Raw genomic sequence first — 17,747 nt, 5'->3', positions numbered from 1 at the left:
CTGGCCCGTGGAGGCTCACCTCACGGAGGAGGACATCTACTGGGGTGCCCGTGTCGCTACACTCGAGATGATCAAGAGCGGCACCACTGCCTTCCTCGACATGTACACCCTCCCCGAAGGGACGGCTCGAGTTGTGGAGGAGAGCGGTCTGCGAGCCAACCTCTCCTACACCCTCTTTGACCGATGGGATGAGGAGCGGGCAGCACTGGACCGGAAGCGGCTAGAGGAGTATCTCAAGCTCTTCAGCACCTTCTCCGACAGGGTGCAACTATCGGTTGGTCCTCACGCCATCTACACGGTATCGGCTGAGCAGCTCAAGTATGGGTCCGACTTTGCCAAGGCAAATGGACTCCTCGTCCACCTCCACCTCTCGGAGACCTACACCGAGTGGCGCGATTGCTGCGAGAAGTACGGGACGACACCGGTTCGCTTCCTCAATGAGATCGGGGTGCTGTCGGACAACCTTGTGCTGGCACACGGACTATGGCTCGACAGCGAGGAGATCCGTATGCTAGCCGACCATGGCTGTAGCGTGGTGCATAACCCTGCTTCGAATATGAAGCTTGCCTCGGGGAGCCAATTCAGATACGAAGAGTTGCGCCGCCGGGGTGTCCGGGTAGGACTGGGGACGGATGGTGTCTCCAGCTCAAATAACCTCGATATGATCACGGCGATGAAGTGCGCCTCCTTTATGGGAAAGAGCTGGAGCGGAGACCCAACGGTGAATAAAGCGGGAGATCTCTTCGACAGCGCCACTCGTATCGGGGCGGAGATCCTTCGCTTAGAGAGCGGGCAGATCCGCGAGGGATACCTCGCCGACGTCTGTCTCGTGGATCTCTCCCGACTCGACATGACGCCGACCCACAGCCTGATCTCCAACCTCGTCTACGCCACCAATGGAGACGTCATAGACACGACGATCGTCGATGGGAGGGTGCTGATGAGACACCGTGTTATACCGGGAGAGAGGGAGATCAGGGAGCGCTTCGAGGAAGTGTCCAAGGAGCTCTTCCGTCGCAGCGGTGTAGCAGTATAATCACACATAACTCAAGAGATGAATCTACAAGACTATCAAGCAGCCGCCGATTACCTCCGTCCATTTGTACTGGAGGGGACAAAGGTGGCGATCACGCTGGGGAGCGGGCTCGGGAAGCTCGCTGACCGCATAGAGAATGCCAAGGTGATCCCCTACAAGGACATCCCTAACTTCCCCGTCAGTACGGCAGTGGGACATAAGGGCAATCTGATCATCGGTACGCTGGACGGCGCTCCTGTGATCGCCATGCAGGGGCGCTTTCATTACTACGAGGGGTATCCGATGGATAAGGTCACCTTCCACGTTCGGGTCTTCCACCTCTTAGGCATCGAGTACCTCTTTGTATCCAATGCGGCAGGAGGGCTCAATACTTCATTCCATGTGGGCGATCTGATGATCATCACTGATCACATCAATTGGCTTCCCAATCCTCTGATCGGGCCCAATATCGATGCCTTTGGTCCCCGCTTCTCGGATATGACTCGCCCCTACGATCGGGGGCTGATCCACGAGGCTGAGAGACTCTCCGATGAGTTGGGAATCTCCCTCCAGAGAGGGGTCTACGTCGGCTGGACAGGTCCCTCCTATGAGACGCCTGCCGAGTGCCGTATGCTCTCCCTCATCGGAGGGGACGCCATCGGTATGAGTACCGTGCCGGAAGTGATCGTGGCTCGGCACTGTGGGATGCACGTCTTTGGTATGTCCTGCATCACCAACGAGTGCTTCAATAACGACCCCGACTACGTCAATGATGAGAATGATGTGATCCAGGCTGCTGATGCCGCCTCAGATCGCATGACTAAGCTCTTCGGACGACTGATTGGCTCTATCTATGCCTAAGAGTGTCGCAGCCACTGCTGCAGCCCTACTCTCACTCCTTTGCGCTCTTGCCTACGGGCAGGAGCGCCTTGTGGAGTATGTGGATCCCTTTATCGGGACCACCAATTACGGCACGACCAATCCCGGTGCCCGATGCCCGTGGGGGATCATGTCCGTCACACCCTTTAATGTTATGGGCTCGGACAGCAACACCTACGACAAGGACAGTCGCTGGTGGAGTACACCATACGAGTGGACCAACTCTTTCCTCACCGGCTTTGCGCACGTCAATCTGAGCGGTGTCGGCTGCCCGGATATGAGCTCCCTCCTGCTAATGGCCACTACAGGACCGCTGGAGCCGGACTACCATAAGTATGGGACCAGCTACAGCGCGGAGCGTGCCGAGCCTGGGTACTATGCCGTCCGGTTCGATCGCTACGGCATATCTGCCGAGCTTACTTCCACACTCAGGACCGGCGTGAGCCGATTCACGTTCCCCGCCGGTGAGAGTCACCTACTGCTCAATCTCGGTGAAGGACTGACAAATGAGTCGGGGGCTTTCCTTAGGCGAAAAAGTGAGACTGAGATCGAGGGGATGAAGCTCTTAGGGAACTTCTGCTACGATGTCCCTCAAGCGGTCTATCCGATCTACTTTGCTCTCCGTGTGTCCAAAGTTCCGAAGCGCACCGGCTGGTGGAAACATCAGCGCCCGATGACTGCCGAGGCGGAGTGGGACCAACACGCCGGCAGGTATAAGGTCTACACAAAGTACGGACGGGAGATTGCCGGAGACGACATAGGCGCTTACTTCACTTATGATACAGGTGAGGGGGAGTCAATTGAAGTTCGACTTGCCGTCTCCTTCGTCAGTACGGAGAACGCCTGGCAAAATATGGAGGCGGAGACAGCGAAACTCTCTTTTGCCCAACTCCGAGAGCGTGCCTCCTCAAGCTGGGAGAAGGAGCTGAGCCGCATCACCGTGGAGGGCGGTATTGAGGAGCAGCGAAAGGTCTTCTACACAGCACTCTACCATACGATGATCCAGCCGAGCATCCTCCAGGATATCAATGGTCAGTACCCGACTATGGAGAGCGACAGCGTGGGACAGACGGCACACGACCGGTACACCATTTTCTCCCTCTGGGACACCTACCGCAACGTCCATCAGTTGATGACCCTGGTCTATCCGGAGCGGCAGATCGACATAGTTCGGTCGATGATCGATATGTACCGCGAGGGGGGCTGGCTGCCCCGCTGGGAGCTAATCGGGCGTGAGACGCTGACGATGGAGGGAGATCCCGCCATACCGGTAATCGTCGACACGTGGCTCAAGGGGCTTAGAGGCTACGACATAGAGACTGCCTATGAGGCAATGCTTAAATCTGCCACCCTGCCGAGTGGGGCAAATCTCATTAGGAGCGACAACGATGACTACCTCCAGCTCGGCTATGTGCCTCTGCGAGGAAAGTACGACAACTCTGTCTCCCATGCCCTCGAATACTATGTGGCAGACCATGCACTGAGCATCCTCGCCGACTCACTTGGGCACAAGGAGGAGGCTGAGCGCTTCTACAAGCAGAGCCTCGGCTACAGGCACTACTTTGATCCGGCGACGAAGACGCTGCGACCGAAGCTACCGGATGGCTCTTTCCGCTCACCATACGACCCTGAGCTGGGGAAGAACTTTGAGCCTAATCCCGGATTTCATGAGGGTTGTGCGTGGAATTACGCCTTCTTTGTACCCCACGACATTCCAGGGCTAGTCCGTATCCACGGCGGACGACAAGCCTTTGTCCGTCACCTGCAGAGCGTCTTTGACGATGGGCACTACGACCCCTCCAACGAGCCTGACATTGCCTACCCCTACCTCTTTACCTATTTCCGTGGAGAGGAGTGGCGGACGCAACAGCTGGTGAGCGAATTGCTGGCTAAGTACTTCCACACGACTCCGGACGGGATCCCGGGGAATGACGATACCGGAACGATGTCCACTTGGGCAGTCTTCTCTATGATGGGTCTCTACCCCGATGTGCCGGGCGTACCTGAGTATGCCCTGACGGCGCCCACCTTTGATCGGATCACGATCCGGCTCGATCCGACCTGGTATGGCTCCGACCGACTCATCATCGAGGGGGCACCGCAAGACGCAAAGAGCTATATCAAGGGGATACGCTTCAATGGCAAGCCACTCAAAAGTCACAGGATCTCACACGAGATGCTGCGGCAGGGCGGTGTGCTGAGCTATGAGTACTAAGTCATGAGCTTAGAGCGAGATATTGCACGGAAGTTTCTCTACGATGGGACGACGAAGCCTCGGCTGCGACCGGTGGTAAAGGTCTCGACCATAGGGATCGCACTGGGGATCCTGCTGATACTGATCTCCTTCTTCATCATTGATGGCTTCAAGCAGGAGATAAGAAGCAAGATCGACGGTTTCATAGGCAGTGTAAAGATCTCCAATCCGGACAATACTTTCAATCGGTACACCGTTCCGCTGGATCTCCCCGAGGGGCTGACCGACAGCCTGACAGCGATCGCCCGAAGTCGTAACCCCAAGGCTGCAGTCTACACATTCGCCGATGAGATGAGCCTGATCAAAGTCGACTCCACCTTCCGTGCAGTCGCCTTCCATGGAGTGGACTCACTCTTCAATGCCGACTTCTTTACGAAGTATATGGTTGAGGGAGAGATTCCACGCTTTACGGGCGAGTCGGATGAGGAAGTGCTGATGTCGACGACGCTGGCTAAGCTCTTTGATCTTAAGGTGGGCGACCGCTGCCTCTCCTACTTCACTGACGGGGAGAGCTTCAAGGTTCGTCGTCTCACGGTAGCCGGGCTATTTTACACCGGATTTGAGGAGTATGATCAGGCACTGCTGGTGGGGGATATCCGGTTGGTCCGGTCCGTCGCCGGCTTCGACGCCAACCAGGTCGGGGGCATACAGATACACCTGACCGACCACAATCAGGTCGGACCAGTCTTCGATCACTGCTTCGACTACTTAGCGGAGCGCAATGGGCGGTATGAAGAGCAATACACGATGTTCACCTCCGAGGAGCTCTACCCGGGCATCTTCAGCTGGCTTGGTCTGCTGGATGCCAATGTCTATATGATCCTCGTGCTGATGATCGTCGTCGCCGGCATTACCATGATCACCGGCATTATCGTCCTTGTGTTGGAGAAAGTGCGTGCCATCGCTCTCCTAAAGACACTCGGTCAGTCGGATAAGTCGCTGAGGAGGGTCTTCCTCCACATATCAGCATTCGTGCTGGGTCGCGGCGTGCTGTGGGGCAATGCCCTTGCGCTGCTCCTTGCCGGCATACAGATGACCTGGAAGCCACTTAAGCTCGACCCCTCGCAGTACTACACCGCCTATGTGCCGATGGAGATCCGCTGGGAGACTCTTCTCTTCACTAATCTCATCATCGTCATCTCTGTCCTGCTCCTGGTGCTGATCCCCACACGGGTGATCGGCAAGATTCATCCGGCGCAGGTCCTAAGATTTGAGTAAAACCAATAGAGTATATACCATATGTCTACAACGAATCTCAGCAACTACGACCCCACTAGCATTCCTGACGCGACCGGCAAGAGAGTCGCAGTCGTCGTATCGGAGTGGAATGATCAGGTCACCAATAGCATGGCCCAGGGTGCCATTGACACGCTCAAGGAGTATGGCGTGCGGGAGGAGGATATCCTCGTGGAGTATGTGCCGGGAAGCTTCGAGCTCATCTATGGCTGCAACCGAATGCTACAGACGGAGGAGCTCGACGCGATCCTCGCCATCGGCTGTATCGTCCAGGGCGAGACGCCCCACTTCGACTACCTCAGCCAGTCGGTCGCCGTCAACCTCGGCAAGCTCAATGCCGACACCATCGACGTGCCGATCATCTTCGGAGTCCTCACCACCAACACCATGGAGCAGGCGACCGACCGCTCCGGTGGTAAGCATGGCAATAAGGGCATCGAGGCAGCCGTCACAGCCCTTAAGCTCATCGGCCGCTTCGGCAAATAAGTACTACAGCGTGCTTAGAGAAAAGGCTTCTGCAGTCGCAGAGGTCTTCTTATTTGGATCCTCCTATATCTGCGTAACAGAATAGCGTGACGAAGACAGCTGCGAAGATACCACCACTGCAAGGGGTCAAAGTCTCGTATAGTCTCCAATGGTCTCCTGAGTGTAAAAACTTCTCCATAGAGTACCCAGTATGGTTCTGTAGTCCGTCCTAAAGGATAAGTTTGACCACTAGGGACACTCTGCTGGAGGAGAAGAAAGATATGGAAAACGCACCTAATCACCGAGCACTCTAACGAACCTCATCTCGCAAGATGGGACCATAAAAGAAGCCCTCCTCAGCAAACCCGAGCCCCACCTTATGACACAGAGGCTCGGATAAGTTAATTACCTAGATATAAATGAGATAGCCGGCTAGTCCGGAGAGGATCATCAGCAGGATGGGATGGACCCACCGCTTAAGCATACAGACGAGACAAGCGAGGAAGAGGACGATACTCCATACGTCGATGAAGTTGTCCGGAGTCATCAGGAGCAAAGCGGCAGAGGCGATGAGGCCTGCCGTCACAGGTCGGATGCCGACAAAGAGCCCCTGCACATGCTTATTGTCGATGAAGCGCCTGTAAGCTCGACTGATGAGGAAGCAGAGGACAAAGGAGGGAAACATCACCGCCAGCGTCGCTGCGACTGAGCCGAGGACACTACCACCGGTGACGGTATAGCCAATATAAGTGGCGCTATTGATCCCTATCGGACCCGGTGTCACCTGAGAGATGGCGACGATGTCGGTAAATTCCTGCATCGTCAGCCAGTGGTAGTGGTCCACCACCTCCTCCTGGATCAGCGGCAGCATAGCGTATCCGCCACCGAAACCGAGAAGACCGATCTTGAGGTAGACCCAGATAAGCTGTAGGTAGATCATCCCTTATCCGGCTCGCCAGTGTGCCGTACTGACTTGCGTAGCACGACAGAGTAAAACCATCCTCCCAGTGCGCCCACAATGATGACCACAACGGGGCTCACCCCGCCAAGCCAGATCAGCAGGGCCGAGGTGACTGGGATCCACAGCCAATAGTAGGGAAGTCGAAGCCCCCGCCAGAGCTTCACCACCGGAGCCACAATCAGAGCCACCACAGCGGGGCGAATGCCATTGAATATCGCATCGACAGTAGGATTGTCTCGGTAGGAGACAGCAAATATGGCTATCGTCAGCATAATGAGGAAGCTCGGCAGCGTCGTCGCAATACCTGCAAGTACCGCTCCTATCGGGCCCGCCAGTCGCATACCTATGAATATGGAGATATTGACTGCAAATACCCCCGGCAGCGACTGAGTCAGCGCCAGTAAGTCAATAAACTCCTCATCCTCGAGCCAGTGGTACTTCTCCACCACCGTCTCGCGGATCATCTCAATCATTGCGTAACCTCCACCGAAGGTGAAGCCACCGATGACAAAGAATGAGCTGCAGAGTCGCCAAAGGAGCCGAGAGCGAGTCTCCTTCTTCGCCTCCTTGGTGTCAGAGGTCATAAGGGATCAGTTATCAAAGCTCTCCCAGAGGATAAATACCGGTCGATCGGTTCGGATCGCCTTCTTCATCGGAGTCAGTTCGCCACTCTTACGATCCCGCTTATAGAAGCTCACCAGCGAGTCGTCTCTCTGAGCAACAGCGATATAGTTGTCGTCTGGGCTGATCGCGAAGTGACGCGGATGACGTCCCGTGGGAGTAGTCGAGAGGTAGGAGAGCCGCCCACTCTGCTTATCGACGCGGAAAGAGATGATCGCATCCTGTCCTCCGTCCCTGTGGCTGGTGTAGAGGAAGTGACCGTCGTGGCTGAGGGCAATGTGTCCCCCGCTCTTCCCCGTGCGGTGTGTGGATATGCGCTGGATCTCAGTCAGTACGCCGTTGTCGTTGCGGTAGACAAAGATCTGAGGAGTGAATTCGCAGACAACGTAGGCAAACTTGTCGTTCTTACTGAGGATGATATGCCGGGGACCGGAGCCCTTGGGGAGTGTGATCTGATTGGCATCAAGGGTGATCGGCGGCGTATCAGTGTGGATGCCGAAGTGGAGGACCTTATCCAGTCCCAGGTCGGTAGCAAAGAGCTGCGAGCCGTCCGACGTGAAGTAGACCGAGTGGGGGTGAGACACGCCCTTATCCCCTATCTGAATATGCCAGTCTACCGGTGCCAGCATACCCTTGCTGTCACTCTCCGTGAGGCTGATGCTCCCTCCTGCATAGTTGGCCGACACCACATAGGAGCCATTGGTCGTTACATAGGTGGGACCCTCTCCTATGGTGTAGGTCTTGCTGAGGAGGCTAAGCTCACCGCTACTGGGATCAAGCTTGTAGGAGGAGAGGGTCGACTCTCGCTCCGTCTCGTTGGTCACAAAGAGCGTGCGACGATCCTTGCCGAGTACCATAAAGGAAGGCGAAGCCGCCGAGACTGTACCGGTATGCTCCATAGCCATAGTGACCGGATGAAGGGTAAAGCTCTGTATCTCCCCTTCCTCAGGCGTACTTCCGAGCGATCCGACAAGCATGACGTAGTGATGATCCGTCGTAGTCTCCGTAGCCTCATCTCCATACTCATGGGTGGTCTGACGGAGCAGCCCGCAGCCGGTGGTGAGGAAGGCGGCAAGCGAAGCGACGATGGCAGGACGAAGTATCTTGGCGTAAGTATTCATATTTATCTCGATTGGACTATTTATCATCTCTTCTCACCTGGGTGTGACGAGCAGCCAGATCCCTCAGGTCGAGGAAGTTCTTAGCGGTATCAAACTGATCAGCGGCATGATACGAGGAGCGCACGAGCGGTCCGCTCTCCACATGCTTGAGACCGATCGCCCTACCCTCCTCGGCATAGAGCCTGAAGCGGTCCGGGTGGATGTACTCCACGACAGGGATATGCTGGCGCGTGGGACGGAGGTACTGACCGATGGTCATCGTCTGCACACCTGCGTCGTAGCAGTCGCGCATCGTCTCCAGCACCTCTTCCTCTGTCTCGCCGAGCCCAAGCATAATGCCAGTCTTAGCGATGAAGCCCTGGTCAGCTATGTGTCTCAGCACGTCAAGGCTCCCATCGTAGGTTGCCCGGTAGCGGACATGCGGGGTCAGGCGTCGGACGGTCTCCACATTATGTCCCACCACATCAGGACCCGCCTCGAGGACTGTATCGACAGCACTCATGTCCCATCTGAAGTCCGGTATCAGCACCTCGATCTTTGTCTCCGGTGAGAGCCGACGGATGGCACGGACCGTCTCGGCCCAGTGTGCTGCGCCACTGTCCTCCAGATCATCCCGATCCACCGAGGTGACGACGGCGTAGCGTAGCCCCATCTCGCGGACGCTTCGAGCTACGGACTCCGGCTCGTCAGGATTGAGAGCCGGCGGCTTACTCATGTAAGCGGTGGCGCAGAAGCGGCAGCGCCGGGTGCAGTAGTTTCCCCCGATCATAAAGGTGGCAGTGCCGTGACTCCAGCACTCCGCCCGATTGGGGCACTTACCGCTGGCGCAGATCGTATGTAGCCCGCCAGAGGTGATGGTGTGGGAGGTATGGCTGTAGCTATCGGTACTGCTGAGATCGATCTTTAGCCAGGCCGGCTTACGTGGTTCGTCTCTCATCATGGACGAAGGTGGGTAATGAAGTGATCGGTGATCTGGCGGTAGAGGTGATTGCGGGTATTACCGCCGTAGATTCCGTGATTCTTGTCCGGATAAACGAGCATCCTGAAGTCCTTGTCCGCCTCCACAAGGGCGGGGACGAGGTGCATCGTATTCTGGAAGTGGACGTTGTCATCCGCTGTGCCGTGGCAGATCAGAAGGGCGCCCTCCATCCCCTTGACATAGGTCGCCACAGAGGTCTCATCGTAACCCTTGGGATTCTCCTGAGGGGTACGCATATACCGCTCAGTATATATGGTATCGTAGAGTCGCCAGTCGTAGGGCGGAGCGACAGCGACGCCGGCACGGAAGGTTCCCTTGCCACGGGACATAGTCATCAGGACATTGTACCCGCCGAAGCTCCATCCGAAGATACCGATCCGCTCACCATCGACATAGGGCAGCTTCCCGAGCGCATGCGCCGCCTCGATCTGGTCCTGACTCTCCAGGTAGCCCATGCGGAGGTAGGTGCACTTCTCGAAGTCACTGCCTCGGCCTCCCGTACCACGCCCATCAATGCAGGCGACGACGAAGCCCTGAGTGGTGAGGTACTCCTCCCAGCCCAAGGAGAAGTCATTGAGCGCCGACTGCGATCCGGGTCCGCTGTACTGCGTCATCACCACCGGATAGCGTACGCCCTCGCGGTAATTGGTCGGACGCATCACCCAGCCATTGAGCTTCTGACCGCTCTCGGTCTCCAGGGTGATAAACTCTCTCTTGCCGTAGGTGAGCGGTGCGATCCGCTTGGCGAGAGCAGCATTGTCCTCCAGCACCCGAAGCTCCTTCCCGTCCTTAGTACGATGAATGGTGTAGCGCGGCACCTCAGTAGCAGAGGAGTGGCTCAGCAGGTAGTAGCTCATGTCGTCGCTGAAGGTGACATCGCTCGTCCCCGACTCCGGAGAGAGCAGGCGGGTGCGTCCTTTAGCATCCCTTGCAACCACGACCCGATCCATCGGCGTCGGCGAGGCAAGCCGGTAGTAGATCTCTCCCGATGGCGATACGCCATAGAGCTCCTCCACGTCGGCATCCTCATCCGTCAGCCGTCCTGCAAGGTTACCCTCGGGGGTATACTTGTAGACTCTCGGACGACCGTCTCGCTCGCTGACGAGGTACGCTGCCGAGGGCGTAATCTGCATCTGAAGCACCTCAGCATGCTCATCTATATACTTGTCATCCTTGTCCTGCAGCCAGAGTCTGGCAATGCGGCTACCGGGATTGACCCGATAAATGCGGAGGTCGTTCTGATTTCTATTGAGGGTAAAGACATAGAGTTGCTCGCCCTCAAATCCAAGCCTCGGGATATAGAGCTCCTCCTCGCCCAGCTCCTTCTCCATGATCGGCACATTGCGCCGATTGTCCACCTCGTATAGCCAGAGGGAGACCTTGGAGTTCTCCTCCCCTGCCTTGGGATACTTATAGGAGTAGATATAGGGGTAGCCGCCCTTGCCGTACATCGTCATACCGATCATCTTCACGGCGCTCTCGTCAGTCTTGGCGTAAGAGAGGTACTTGCTATCCGGGCTCCAACTCAGCAGGCGGGTCAGATAGAGCTCCTCCTCGTAGACCCAGTCGGTCACGCCATTCATCACGTGATTACGCTTCCCGTCCGTCGTCACCCTAACCTCTGTGTCGTAGTCAAACTTCTTGATATAAAGGTCATTGTCGATCACATAGGCGCACATCTTACCATCGGGGGAGAAAGTAGGGATCCGCACCTGCCCCTTCGTCTCATTGAGGGGAGAGATCATATTGCGCCGTACATCGTAGTGGTACGCCGTATAGGAGCGACTGCGCCGGTAGATCGGCGTCGTCTCCCGCAAAATGATCATATGGAAGCCATTGTCGCTGATAAGGTAGTCGTCAAAGGTCTCGAAGGAGCACTCCCGTGCCTTGGCGGTATCGAAGAGCACCGCCTCCTCCTTCCCGGTCTCATAGGAGTAGCGCACCACCCGCTTATGGTCCGGACTAATCACCGTGTAGGAGTTACCGTCACCACGGAGGGAGCGAAAGCCGCTGCCTGCGCTGCGAGGGTAGTAGACTCCGCGATTGATGTCCGGTAGCGTGAGGCGACCGGTCTTTTCCTGAGCAACTGCGGGCATACTGCCGACCATCATAGCGACGGCTGCCACACCGATAAGGATCTGTGATAGCTTCATGAGTAAGGTACCTGAGGTAAGTTGTTCGTTCTTTTCATGTCTCGCAAATATACCTTTTTCTCTCGTCCCCTATCGATAGAGAACTCTACAAGATCGGAAAAACGCACTCGGACAACAGGCAAGATGACGGGCACCAACTAATACCGGTATTAGTGATCACTATAGTCGGTATTAGTCAACACTATTACCGGTAATAGTTAAGTCTAATACCGGTAACAGAAATGGAGGAGTGGTAACTGCTGGCTTCCAGGCCGGTGTAGGCGTGTCTCTGGAGTCCTCAGCGGGACCATAGTTCCGATGGCTATTCCTTGGGCGTTTGTTCTACCTCCCCAGCCCGTGGCAAAAGAGCTCATGACCTGAGCATTTGTGGAGGTGGGAGAAAAATTGGAACTTTGTGTCAGCCTGCCACAGACGTCTGTGGCATGAACTTCGTGCAACTAACTATGAATAAGATACTCCCTCTCCTAACGGCGAGTCTCCTCGGGGGGCTCTGCCTCTCTGCCTCTGCTCAGAGCGACAAGACGACCACCGCCGACCCTCATCTCGCTACCTCTCGAGCCATTGATATATATAGGAGTGTGCTGGGTAATGTCTCTACGCTCTACGTCGATACCTTTGATATGGAGAAGGTGACCGCCCAGGGGCTCAATATGACGCTCTCTCAGCTGGATCCCTACACCAATTTTTTCCCCGAGACAGATCGGGCGGACTTTGCCTTCATGACCACGGGTGAGTATGGCGGTATCGGTGCCTATATCCTGCAGGTGGACTCAGTGGTCTACGTGCGGGAGCCTATGCCGGGCTCTCCGGCCGCTAAGGCGGGACTGAGACCTGGAGATGCCTTCCTCGAGATCGACGGCAAGAGCGTCGTACCGGGGACTTCGTCCCTAATCAGCAATAAGCTGAAGGGACCGATCGACACAGATGTGCAGGTCTGTATCCTCCCTGTCGGTGAGACGAAGCCGGTGGAGAAGACGCTGACGCGAGCTAATGTGGTGGTGGACCAGGTGGTCTACAGCGCCATCTATGGCGATCGCATCGGGTACATTAGGCTAAGCTCCTTTACCGACAAGAGTGCTGCTGACGTGCGGCGTGCTTACGAGAGGCTGAGCAGCTCGGGGAAGCTTAAGGGACTGGTGCTCGACCTCCGAGGAAATACCGGCGGTGTGCTGGACGGAGCGATAGATATCGTGGGGATGTTTGTCCCCAAGGGGACTAAGGTGATGGAGACCAAGGGGAGACTCCCCCAGTCCGGGCAGGAGTACCGGACTTCGGCTGACCCGATCAGCCTAGACCTCCCTCTGACCGTACTGATCAATGGCTCCTCCGCCTCTGCCAGCGAGATCGTCGCCGGCTCTCTGCAGGATCTGGACAGAGCGGTGCTGATAGGGAGTAAGAGCTTCGGGAAGGGTCTGGTGCAGTCGACCCGTCCCACCCCTTACAACGGTATCCTCAAGGTAACGGTAGCTCGATACTACATCCCGAGCGGACGATGCATCCAGCAGCTGGACTACAGCCACCGCAATCCCGATGGCTCGGTGGCAGCCGTACCGGATAGCCTCACAAAGACCTTCCACACCGCTGCCGGTCGTATCGTGCGTGACGGCGGCGGCATACGACCTGACATTAAGGTGGAGGACGAGGTACTCACGGAGCCCATTCTCTCACTCTCTCGTAAGGGGACGCTCTTCCGATACGCCACCCGGCTCGCCTCCGAGCGCCCTGCCCCTAAGAGTAGCCGAGAGATCAGCGTCAGTGCCGACGACTACGAGGCTCTGGTGGATACTCTGGAGGCCAGCCACTTCACCTACGGCGAGATGAGTGCTAAGGCGCTCGAGCAGCTGAGAGAGCTGGCTGACTTTGAGGGCTATGCTGAGGGGAGTAAGGCAGAGTTTGATGCACTGAAGGCGAAGCTGACCCCTTCGCTTAGGAGGGATATAGCACCTCACAAGGAGTTGGTGCTGGATCTGCTGCGAGGGGAGATGGCGATGTACTACTTTGGCTCACAGGGCTACTATGCGGTGATGATGGAGACCGATCCCTCGCTGAGGGAGGCGGTAAAGCTGCTGGAGGAGCCGCAGAGATATCGTGAGCTACTCACTCCTAAGGGCAAGAGCGATGGCAAGGAGTAAGGGCGGACTGGTCTACTCGACCGGTAAGGAGACGATGGCTTCGCTCCTCGAGGGACTCTCCCTGGGGGAAGAGGAGGAGACGCTCCCGAAGGAAAATCAGGAGCTCAGGGTGCGGATCGAGCGGAAAGGACGCAAGGGGAAGACAGTGACGCTGATCAGTGGCTTCGTCGGACAGACTGCCGACCTGGAGGAGCTGGGCAAGGAGCTAAAAGCAAAGTGTGGCATCGGGGGGAGTGTTAAGGAGGGAGAGGTTATTCTCCAAGGGGAGCTGGTCGAGAGAGTGGTTGCGCTCCTGAGAGAGATGGGCTATACGAGGACGCGGGGATAGTAATGGACAGGAAGACACTCACAGTATACTCTGCCTCGGCAGGAAGTGGCAAGACATACAACTTGGTCAAGGAATTCCTGTTGCTCCTTTTTCTTAATCACTATGCCCCACACTCAGATCTCGGAGGGCGCAATCTGAGATCTGAGCTAAAGGGAGAGCACTACTTCGGCTTCCAGGGTATCTTAGGCGTCACCTTTACGAAGAAAGCGACCATAGAGCTGAAGCAGAGGATCCTCCGCGAACTGATCCGCCTGAGTGAGGTGAAGCCTGGGGAAGAGATCACCGGCATATCAAGAGAGGTCATCAAGGAGCTGAGCCGGCTGGTCGGCAAGACAGAGGAGGAGCTGAGTGGTGATCTGCCTCACCTAAGCGAGGTTGCGGTAAAGCAGATCCTCGAGGACTACAGCCACTTCAACGTCCGCACCATCGACTCCTTCTTCCAAGAGGTGCTCCGATCACTGCGTCACGAGATCACAGGTCAGAGCGTCTCCGGCTCTTACCAGATCGAGCTGAATGTCGAGGAGGCAATCAACCTCGCCATTGATAACCTAAAGCTCGAGATGGACGCTAATACTTACAGCGAGATATCGAAGGTGGTACTGACCTTACAAAACAGCTCGATCGGTAAGGAGAAGCAGGTGGACCCCTTCAAGGAAATCGTTGACATCGCTAAGCACCTCATCAATGGCGATGAGTGGGAACAGATGAGAGACCTGCTCAAAGTCAACAGCGTGCCAGATATTCAGAGACAGATAGATCAAGTCATCCATGATGCGGAGAAAGAGCTTGAGAAGATCGTAGAGATCGGTCAGCAGCTGAAGGAGTATCAACTGTCGAGATGGAAGACAAAAATCGACATGCTACAGAGCCCCAAGGACATCATCTCTGGCTTCGTCGATGGTAAACTGACAAGCGAGGAGGTGAGTACATGGGAGCTGACCAAGAAGCAATCTAACTTAGCAGACTTGGTCTATCCTCTGACGTCGCAGGTGAGCATTTTGCTCGATGAAGATAAGATAAGGACATATATTTCAGCATGTCTCCTCTCAGACTACCTTCCCTATCTATCTGTGCTTACCGAGATGGTCCTTGCCGTAGAGGAGTATGAGCATCAGAATCACCTGCTCCTTATTCCCAGGGTGAATCAGCTCCTTGATCAGATCATAGACGGTGACGACACCCCCTTTGTCTATGACCGAGTGGGTGTGCGACTGCACCACTTTGTGATCGATGAGTTTCAGGACACTGCTAGGCTGCAGTGGTCCAACTTCCAGCCACTCATCGACGAGGCTCGCAGCAGTGGACACGAGAATTTCGTCGTTGGTGATGCCAAGCAGAGTATCTATGCCTTCCGCGGGACAGACAGTAGCAACTTCATCAACCTGGTGGATAAGATCAAAACCGGATCTGATAAAACCGCAGAGGTTATCAATCTGCCTAATAACTGGCGAAGTGACGAGAGGATCATCACCTTTAATAACGAGTTCTTTGCAGATCTCTATAATTACAAAGGGTCCCACACAGAGGACTACGAGACCGAGCTGACCAGGCTCCACAAGACAGTATACCAGAGGGAGAATGTGGAGCAAGGAGTCCCCGATCAGAAGCAAGGCACAGGCTCCGGGTACGTCGAGATCTCAGTCCTACCGGATAAAGATGAGAACACACCCGATGTCGAGACCTACCTACACAGCTGCCTTGAGGATCTCTTCGCTCGCGGATACCAACCTGGGGACATAGCGATCCTATCTCGGGGTAATAAGGAGTGTGCCGAGGTCGCCACATGGCTTACTGAGTGGGCCGCTGAGGAGGAAGGTCAGGCTGGTAACTATGCCTTTGTGAGCAAGAGCGCCCTAAGCCTGACCAGCTCTGTCGTAGTCCGCCTCCTTAGAACCCTGATCCGGGCTCTCTCCTTCCCTTCTCCCCAGAGCGAGAAGCTGCTGAGGCTAATGATCCAGTCCTTTGCACGCAGCAGAGATCTAGAGAGCGGCGAGCAGCAAGTGGAGTCGCTCTACAATAGCCTCATGGATCTCTCCACCACCGGTCTGTCTGTCTATGAGTTCCTCCTCAGAGCCATTAATCTCCTCGGAGAGCTACCTGTCGAGGAAAAGCTCTACGTCAATTCCTTCATCGACTTGGCATACACCTACAGCAGGCGGAGTCCGGATCTGTCGATCCGGCAGTTTGACGACTGGCTGGAGCAATACATTGACAAGTCTAAGGTCGATATGGGCAGCGGCGAGCTGGATCGCATCAATGTCCTGACGATACACCAGTCAAAGGGACTCGAGTTCCCCGTCGTCATACTCCCATTTGCCAACTGGGACATCTACTCACCCAATAGAAGTAAGAGGGATCTCCGCCTGATCCGGATCCCTGATAAAGACTATCCTGATCTATCCTCAGATGATGTAAAGCCGGGCATCTACCTGATCAATATGGAGGATGGCAAACGAGGACTGGCGAGCAGTCTATCGCCTATCTATGAGGCAGAGAGAGAGGCACTCTATATGGAGATGCTTAATCTCCTGTATGTCGCCTTCACGAGGGCAAAGAGCGAGCTCTATGTCTTCGCTAAGCCAAAGTCTAAAACAGGCACGACAACTAGGATAAATGATATTATCCTGGATCGTATGGCTGTCTTAGACAACCTTAAGGGTGATCTTATCACAGAGGAACGGCAGGGCTTATCGGTGTGGCGTAGCAACGTAGAGAGGAAACCACAGCGACAGAAGGTGAAGTCGACCTCGGCGAGCTGTGGTCAGGTAACACTCGACAGTCTCGTCAGCATCGTCGACCTGAAAGACCTCAAAGTACGGGATAAGTATGCGGATGAGCGGACCGACTTCGGCATCCTCATCCACAGGCTGATGGCGTCGGTCTACAGCAAGGAGGACGTCGAGCCCCTGCTCGACAAGCTCCATCAAAGCGGCAGGATAAGCTCCAAGGACTACGAGACCTTGCTGCAAAACTTCTCCTCTGCGATGAAGGATCCGACCTATGCCTCCTGGTTTCCTCAGAGAGGAGAGGCGATCGTGCGGACTGAGACGACCATATACGATGGAGGGAGCGGCAGGGAGCAGCGACCGGATCGTGTGGTGATCCGGACGGATGACGAGGGGAAGCGCCACGGAGTGATCATCGACTACAAGCTGGGCGAATCGGACACTACAATCGATGCTTATCGGCGACAGGTGGAGCGATACGCTGAGCAGCTACGGCGCAGTGGTGTGGAGGAGGTGACCGGATATTTGTGGTACCTTCGCAGTCCTAATGGTATAATCAAGGTGTGCTGATGAGGACGACATTACTGGGACTGACATTAGACGAACTGACCTCCCTCGTACGGGAACTCGGGGAGCCGAAATACCGGGCGAAGCAGCTCGCTGAGTGGCTCTACGTCAAGCGTGCCACCACCCTCGACGAGATGACCAATCTCCCTAAGGCACTTCGCTCCAAGCTGGAGGCCGGCTGTACCATAGGTCGCAGCCCGGTTGCGCTCACGCAGGTTTCCCGGGATGGGACGGAGAAGTACCTCTTCCGCAAGCTGGACCGTCCGGAGCAGACCTTTGAGACCGTCTATATCCCTGAGGAGGATGGTCG

13 protein-coding genes and 1 pseudogene are annotated in these 17,747 nt (G+C 55.9%); 9 read left to right on the top strand and 5 right to left on the bottom strand.

Annotation, left to right across the window (positions count from 1 at the left end):
• The 5 genes from Q0F21_RS01425 to ribH form a co-directional block, all read left to right on the top strand.
• Positions 1-1,036, top strand: a 1,036-nt coding sequence (locus Q0F21_RS01425; RefSeq protein WP_297236689.1) for an amidohydrolase, incomplete at its 5' end; no start/stop codon positions are given.
• Positions 1,037-1,054: 18 nt separating this feature from the next.
• On the top strand, positions 1,055-1,876 hold the full coding sequence (locus tag Q0F21_RS01420) for a purine nucleoside phosphorylase I, inosine and guanosine-specific (protein ID WP_297236687.1): 822 nt from the start codon (positions 1,055-1,057) through the stop codon (positions 1,874-1,876).
• On the top strand, positions 1,869-4,109 hold the full coding sequence (locus tag Q0F21_RS01415; protein ID WP_297236685.1) for a GH92 family glycosyl hydrolase: 2,241 nt from the start codon (positions 1,869-1,871) through the stop codon (positions 4,107-4,109). Before Q0F21_RS01420 ends, Q0F21_RS01415 begins: the two co-directional genes overlap by 8 nt.
• Positions 4,110-4,112: 3 nt before the next feature.
• Positions 4,113-5,366 (top strand): FtsX-like permease family protein, encoded by a 1,254-nt coding sequence (locus Q0F21_RS01410; protein ID WP_297236683.1) that lies wholly within the window; start codon positions 4,113-4,115, stop codon positions 5,364-5,366.
• 21 nt (positions 5,367-5,387) lie between these two features.
• On the top strand, positions 5,388-5,870 hold the full coding sequence (gene ribH, locus Q0F21_RS01405; RefSeq protein WP_297236681.1) for a 6,7-dimethyl-8-ribityllumazine synthase: 483 nt from the start codon (positions 5,388-5,390) through the stop codon (positions 5,868-5,870).
• Between the two features lie 388 nt (positions 5,871-6,258).
• Here ribH and Q0F21_RS01400 read toward each other — a convergent pair whose 3' ends face one another.
• The 5 genes from Q0F21_RS01400 to Q0F21_RS01380 are packed head-to-tail and all read right to left on the bottom strand — an operon-like array spanning position 6,259 to position 11,684.
• Positions 6,259-6,789, bottom strand: a complete 531-nt coding sequence (locus Q0F21_RS01400) for a chromate transporter (RefSeq protein WP_296158694.1) — start codon at positions 6,787-6,789, stop codon at positions 6,259-6,261.
• The gene (locus Q0F21_RS01395) at positions 6,786-7,394 is read right to left on the bottom strand and encodes a chromate transporter (protein ID WP_297236679.1); all 609 of its coding nucleotides are present in this window, start codon (positions 7,392-7,394) and stop codon (positions 6,786-6,788) included. The genes Q0F21_RS01400 and Q0F21_RS01395 overlap by 4 nt, the downstream gene beginning before the upstream one ends.
• 6 nt (positions 7,395-7,400) lie before the next feature.
• Positions 7,401-8,552 carry a lactonase family protein gene (locus Q0F21_RS01390; RefSeq protein WP_297236677.1) on the bottom strand — a complete coding sequence of 384 codons (1,152 nt, stop codon included), beginning with the start codon at positions 8,550-8,552 and terminating at the stop codon, positions 7,401-7,403.
• 16 nt (positions 8,553-8,568) lie between these two features.
• The gene (lipA, locus tag Q0F21_RS01385; RefSeq protein ID WP_297236676.1) at positions 8,569-9,492 is read right to left on the bottom strand and encodes a lipoyl synthase; all 924 of its coding nucleotides are present in this window, start codon (positions 9,490-9,492) and stop codon (positions 8,569-8,571) included.
• On the bottom strand, positions 9,489-11,684 hold the full coding sequence (locus Q0F21_RS01380; RefSeq protein WP_297236673.1) for a S9 family peptidase: 2,196 nt from the start codon (positions 11,682-11,684) through the stop codon (positions 9,489-9,491). The genes lipA and Q0F21_RS01380 overlap by 4 nt, the downstream gene beginning before the upstream one ends.
• Before the next feature lie 443 nt (positions 11,685-12,127).
• Here Q0F21_RS01380 and Q0F21_RS01375 point away from each other — a divergent pair, with 443 nt between their 5' ends.
• The 4 genes and pseudogenes from Q0F21_RS01375 to Q0F21_RS01360 form a co-directional block, all read left to right on the top strand.
• Complete coding sequence (locus Q0F21_RS01375) at positions 12,128-13,816, top strand: S41 family peptidase (protein WP_297236672.1); 1,689 nt, start codon at positions 12,128-12,130, stop codon at positions 13,814-13,816.
• A 34-nt stretch (positions 13,817-13,850) separates the two neighbouring features.
• A complete protein-coding gene (locus Q0F21_RS01370; protein ID WP_297236690.1) occupies positions 13,851-14,144 on the top strand; it encodes a translation initiation factor in 294 nt (97 codons plus the stop codon).
• Between the two features lie 2 nt (positions 14,145-14,146).
• Positions 14,147-17,440 (top strand): UvrD-helicase domain-containing protein, encoded by a 3,294-nt coding sequence (locus Q0F21_RS01365; protein WP_297236670.1) that lies wholly within the window; start codon positions 14,147-14,149, stop codon positions 17,438-17,440.
• Positions 17,440-17,747, top strand: a pseudogene (locus Q0F21_RS01360) (23S rRNA (adenine(2503)-C(2))-methyltransferase RlmN); the annotation flags it as partial. The gene Q0F21_RS01365 and the pseudogene Q0F21_RS01360, both read left to right, overlap by 1 nt.

Source organism: uncultured Porphyromonas sp. (genome assembly GCF_934359325.1).
Taxonomy (GTDB): domain Bacteria; phylum Bacteroidota; class Bacteroidia; order Bacteroidales; family Porphyromonadaceae; genus Porphyromonas_A.
This window is presented reverse-complemented; position numbering and strand designations above follow the sequence as displayed.

Coding starts and splice junctions, on each gene's coding strand:
- Q0F21_RS01420 (WP_297236687.1), top strand. CDS start 1,055: ATGAATCTACAAGACTATCAAGCAGCCGCCGATTACCTCCGTCCATTT.
- Q0F21_RS01415 (WP_297236685.1), top strand. CDS start 1,869: ATGCCTAAGAGTGTCGCAGCCACTGCTGCAGCCCTACTCTCACTCCTT.
- Q0F21_RS01410 (WP_297236683.1), top strand. CDS start 4,113: ATGAGCTTAGAGCGAGATATTGCACGGAAGTTTCTCTACGATGGGACG.
- ribH (WP_297236681.1), top strand. CDS start 5,388: ATGTCTACAACGAATCTCAGCAACTACGACCCCACTAGCATTCCTGAC.
- Q0F21_RS01400 (WP_296158694.1), bottom strand. CDS start 6,789: ATGATCTACCTACAGCTTATCTGGGTCTACCTCAAGATCGGTCTTCTC.
- Q0F21_RS01395 (WP_297236679.1), bottom strand. CDS start 7,394: ATGACCTCTGACACCAAGGAGGCGAAGAAGGAGACTCGCTCTCGGCTC.
- Q0F21_RS01390 (WP_297236677.1), bottom strand. CDS start 8,552: ATGAATACTTACGCCAAGATACTTCGTCCTGCCATCGTCGCTTCGCTT.
- lipA (WP_297236676.1), bottom strand. CDS start 9,492: ATGATGAGAGACGAACCACGTAAGCCGGCCTGGCTAAAGATCGATCTC.
- Q0F21_RS01380 (WP_297236673.1), bottom strand. CDS start 11,684: ATGAAGCTATCACAGATCCTTATCGGTGTGGCAGCCGTCGCTATGATG.
- Q0F21_RS01375 (WP_297236672.1), top strand. CDS start 12,128: ATGAATAAGATACTCCCTCTCCTAACGGCGAGTCTCCTCGGGGGGCTC.
- Q0F21_RS01370 (WP_297236690.1), top strand. CDS start 13,851: ATGGCTTCGCTCCTCGAGGGACTCTCCCTGGGGGAAGAGGAGGAGACG.
- Q0F21_RS01365 (WP_297236670.1), top strand. CDS start 14,147: ATGGACAGGAAGACACTCACAGTATACTCTGCCTCGGCAGGAAGTGGC.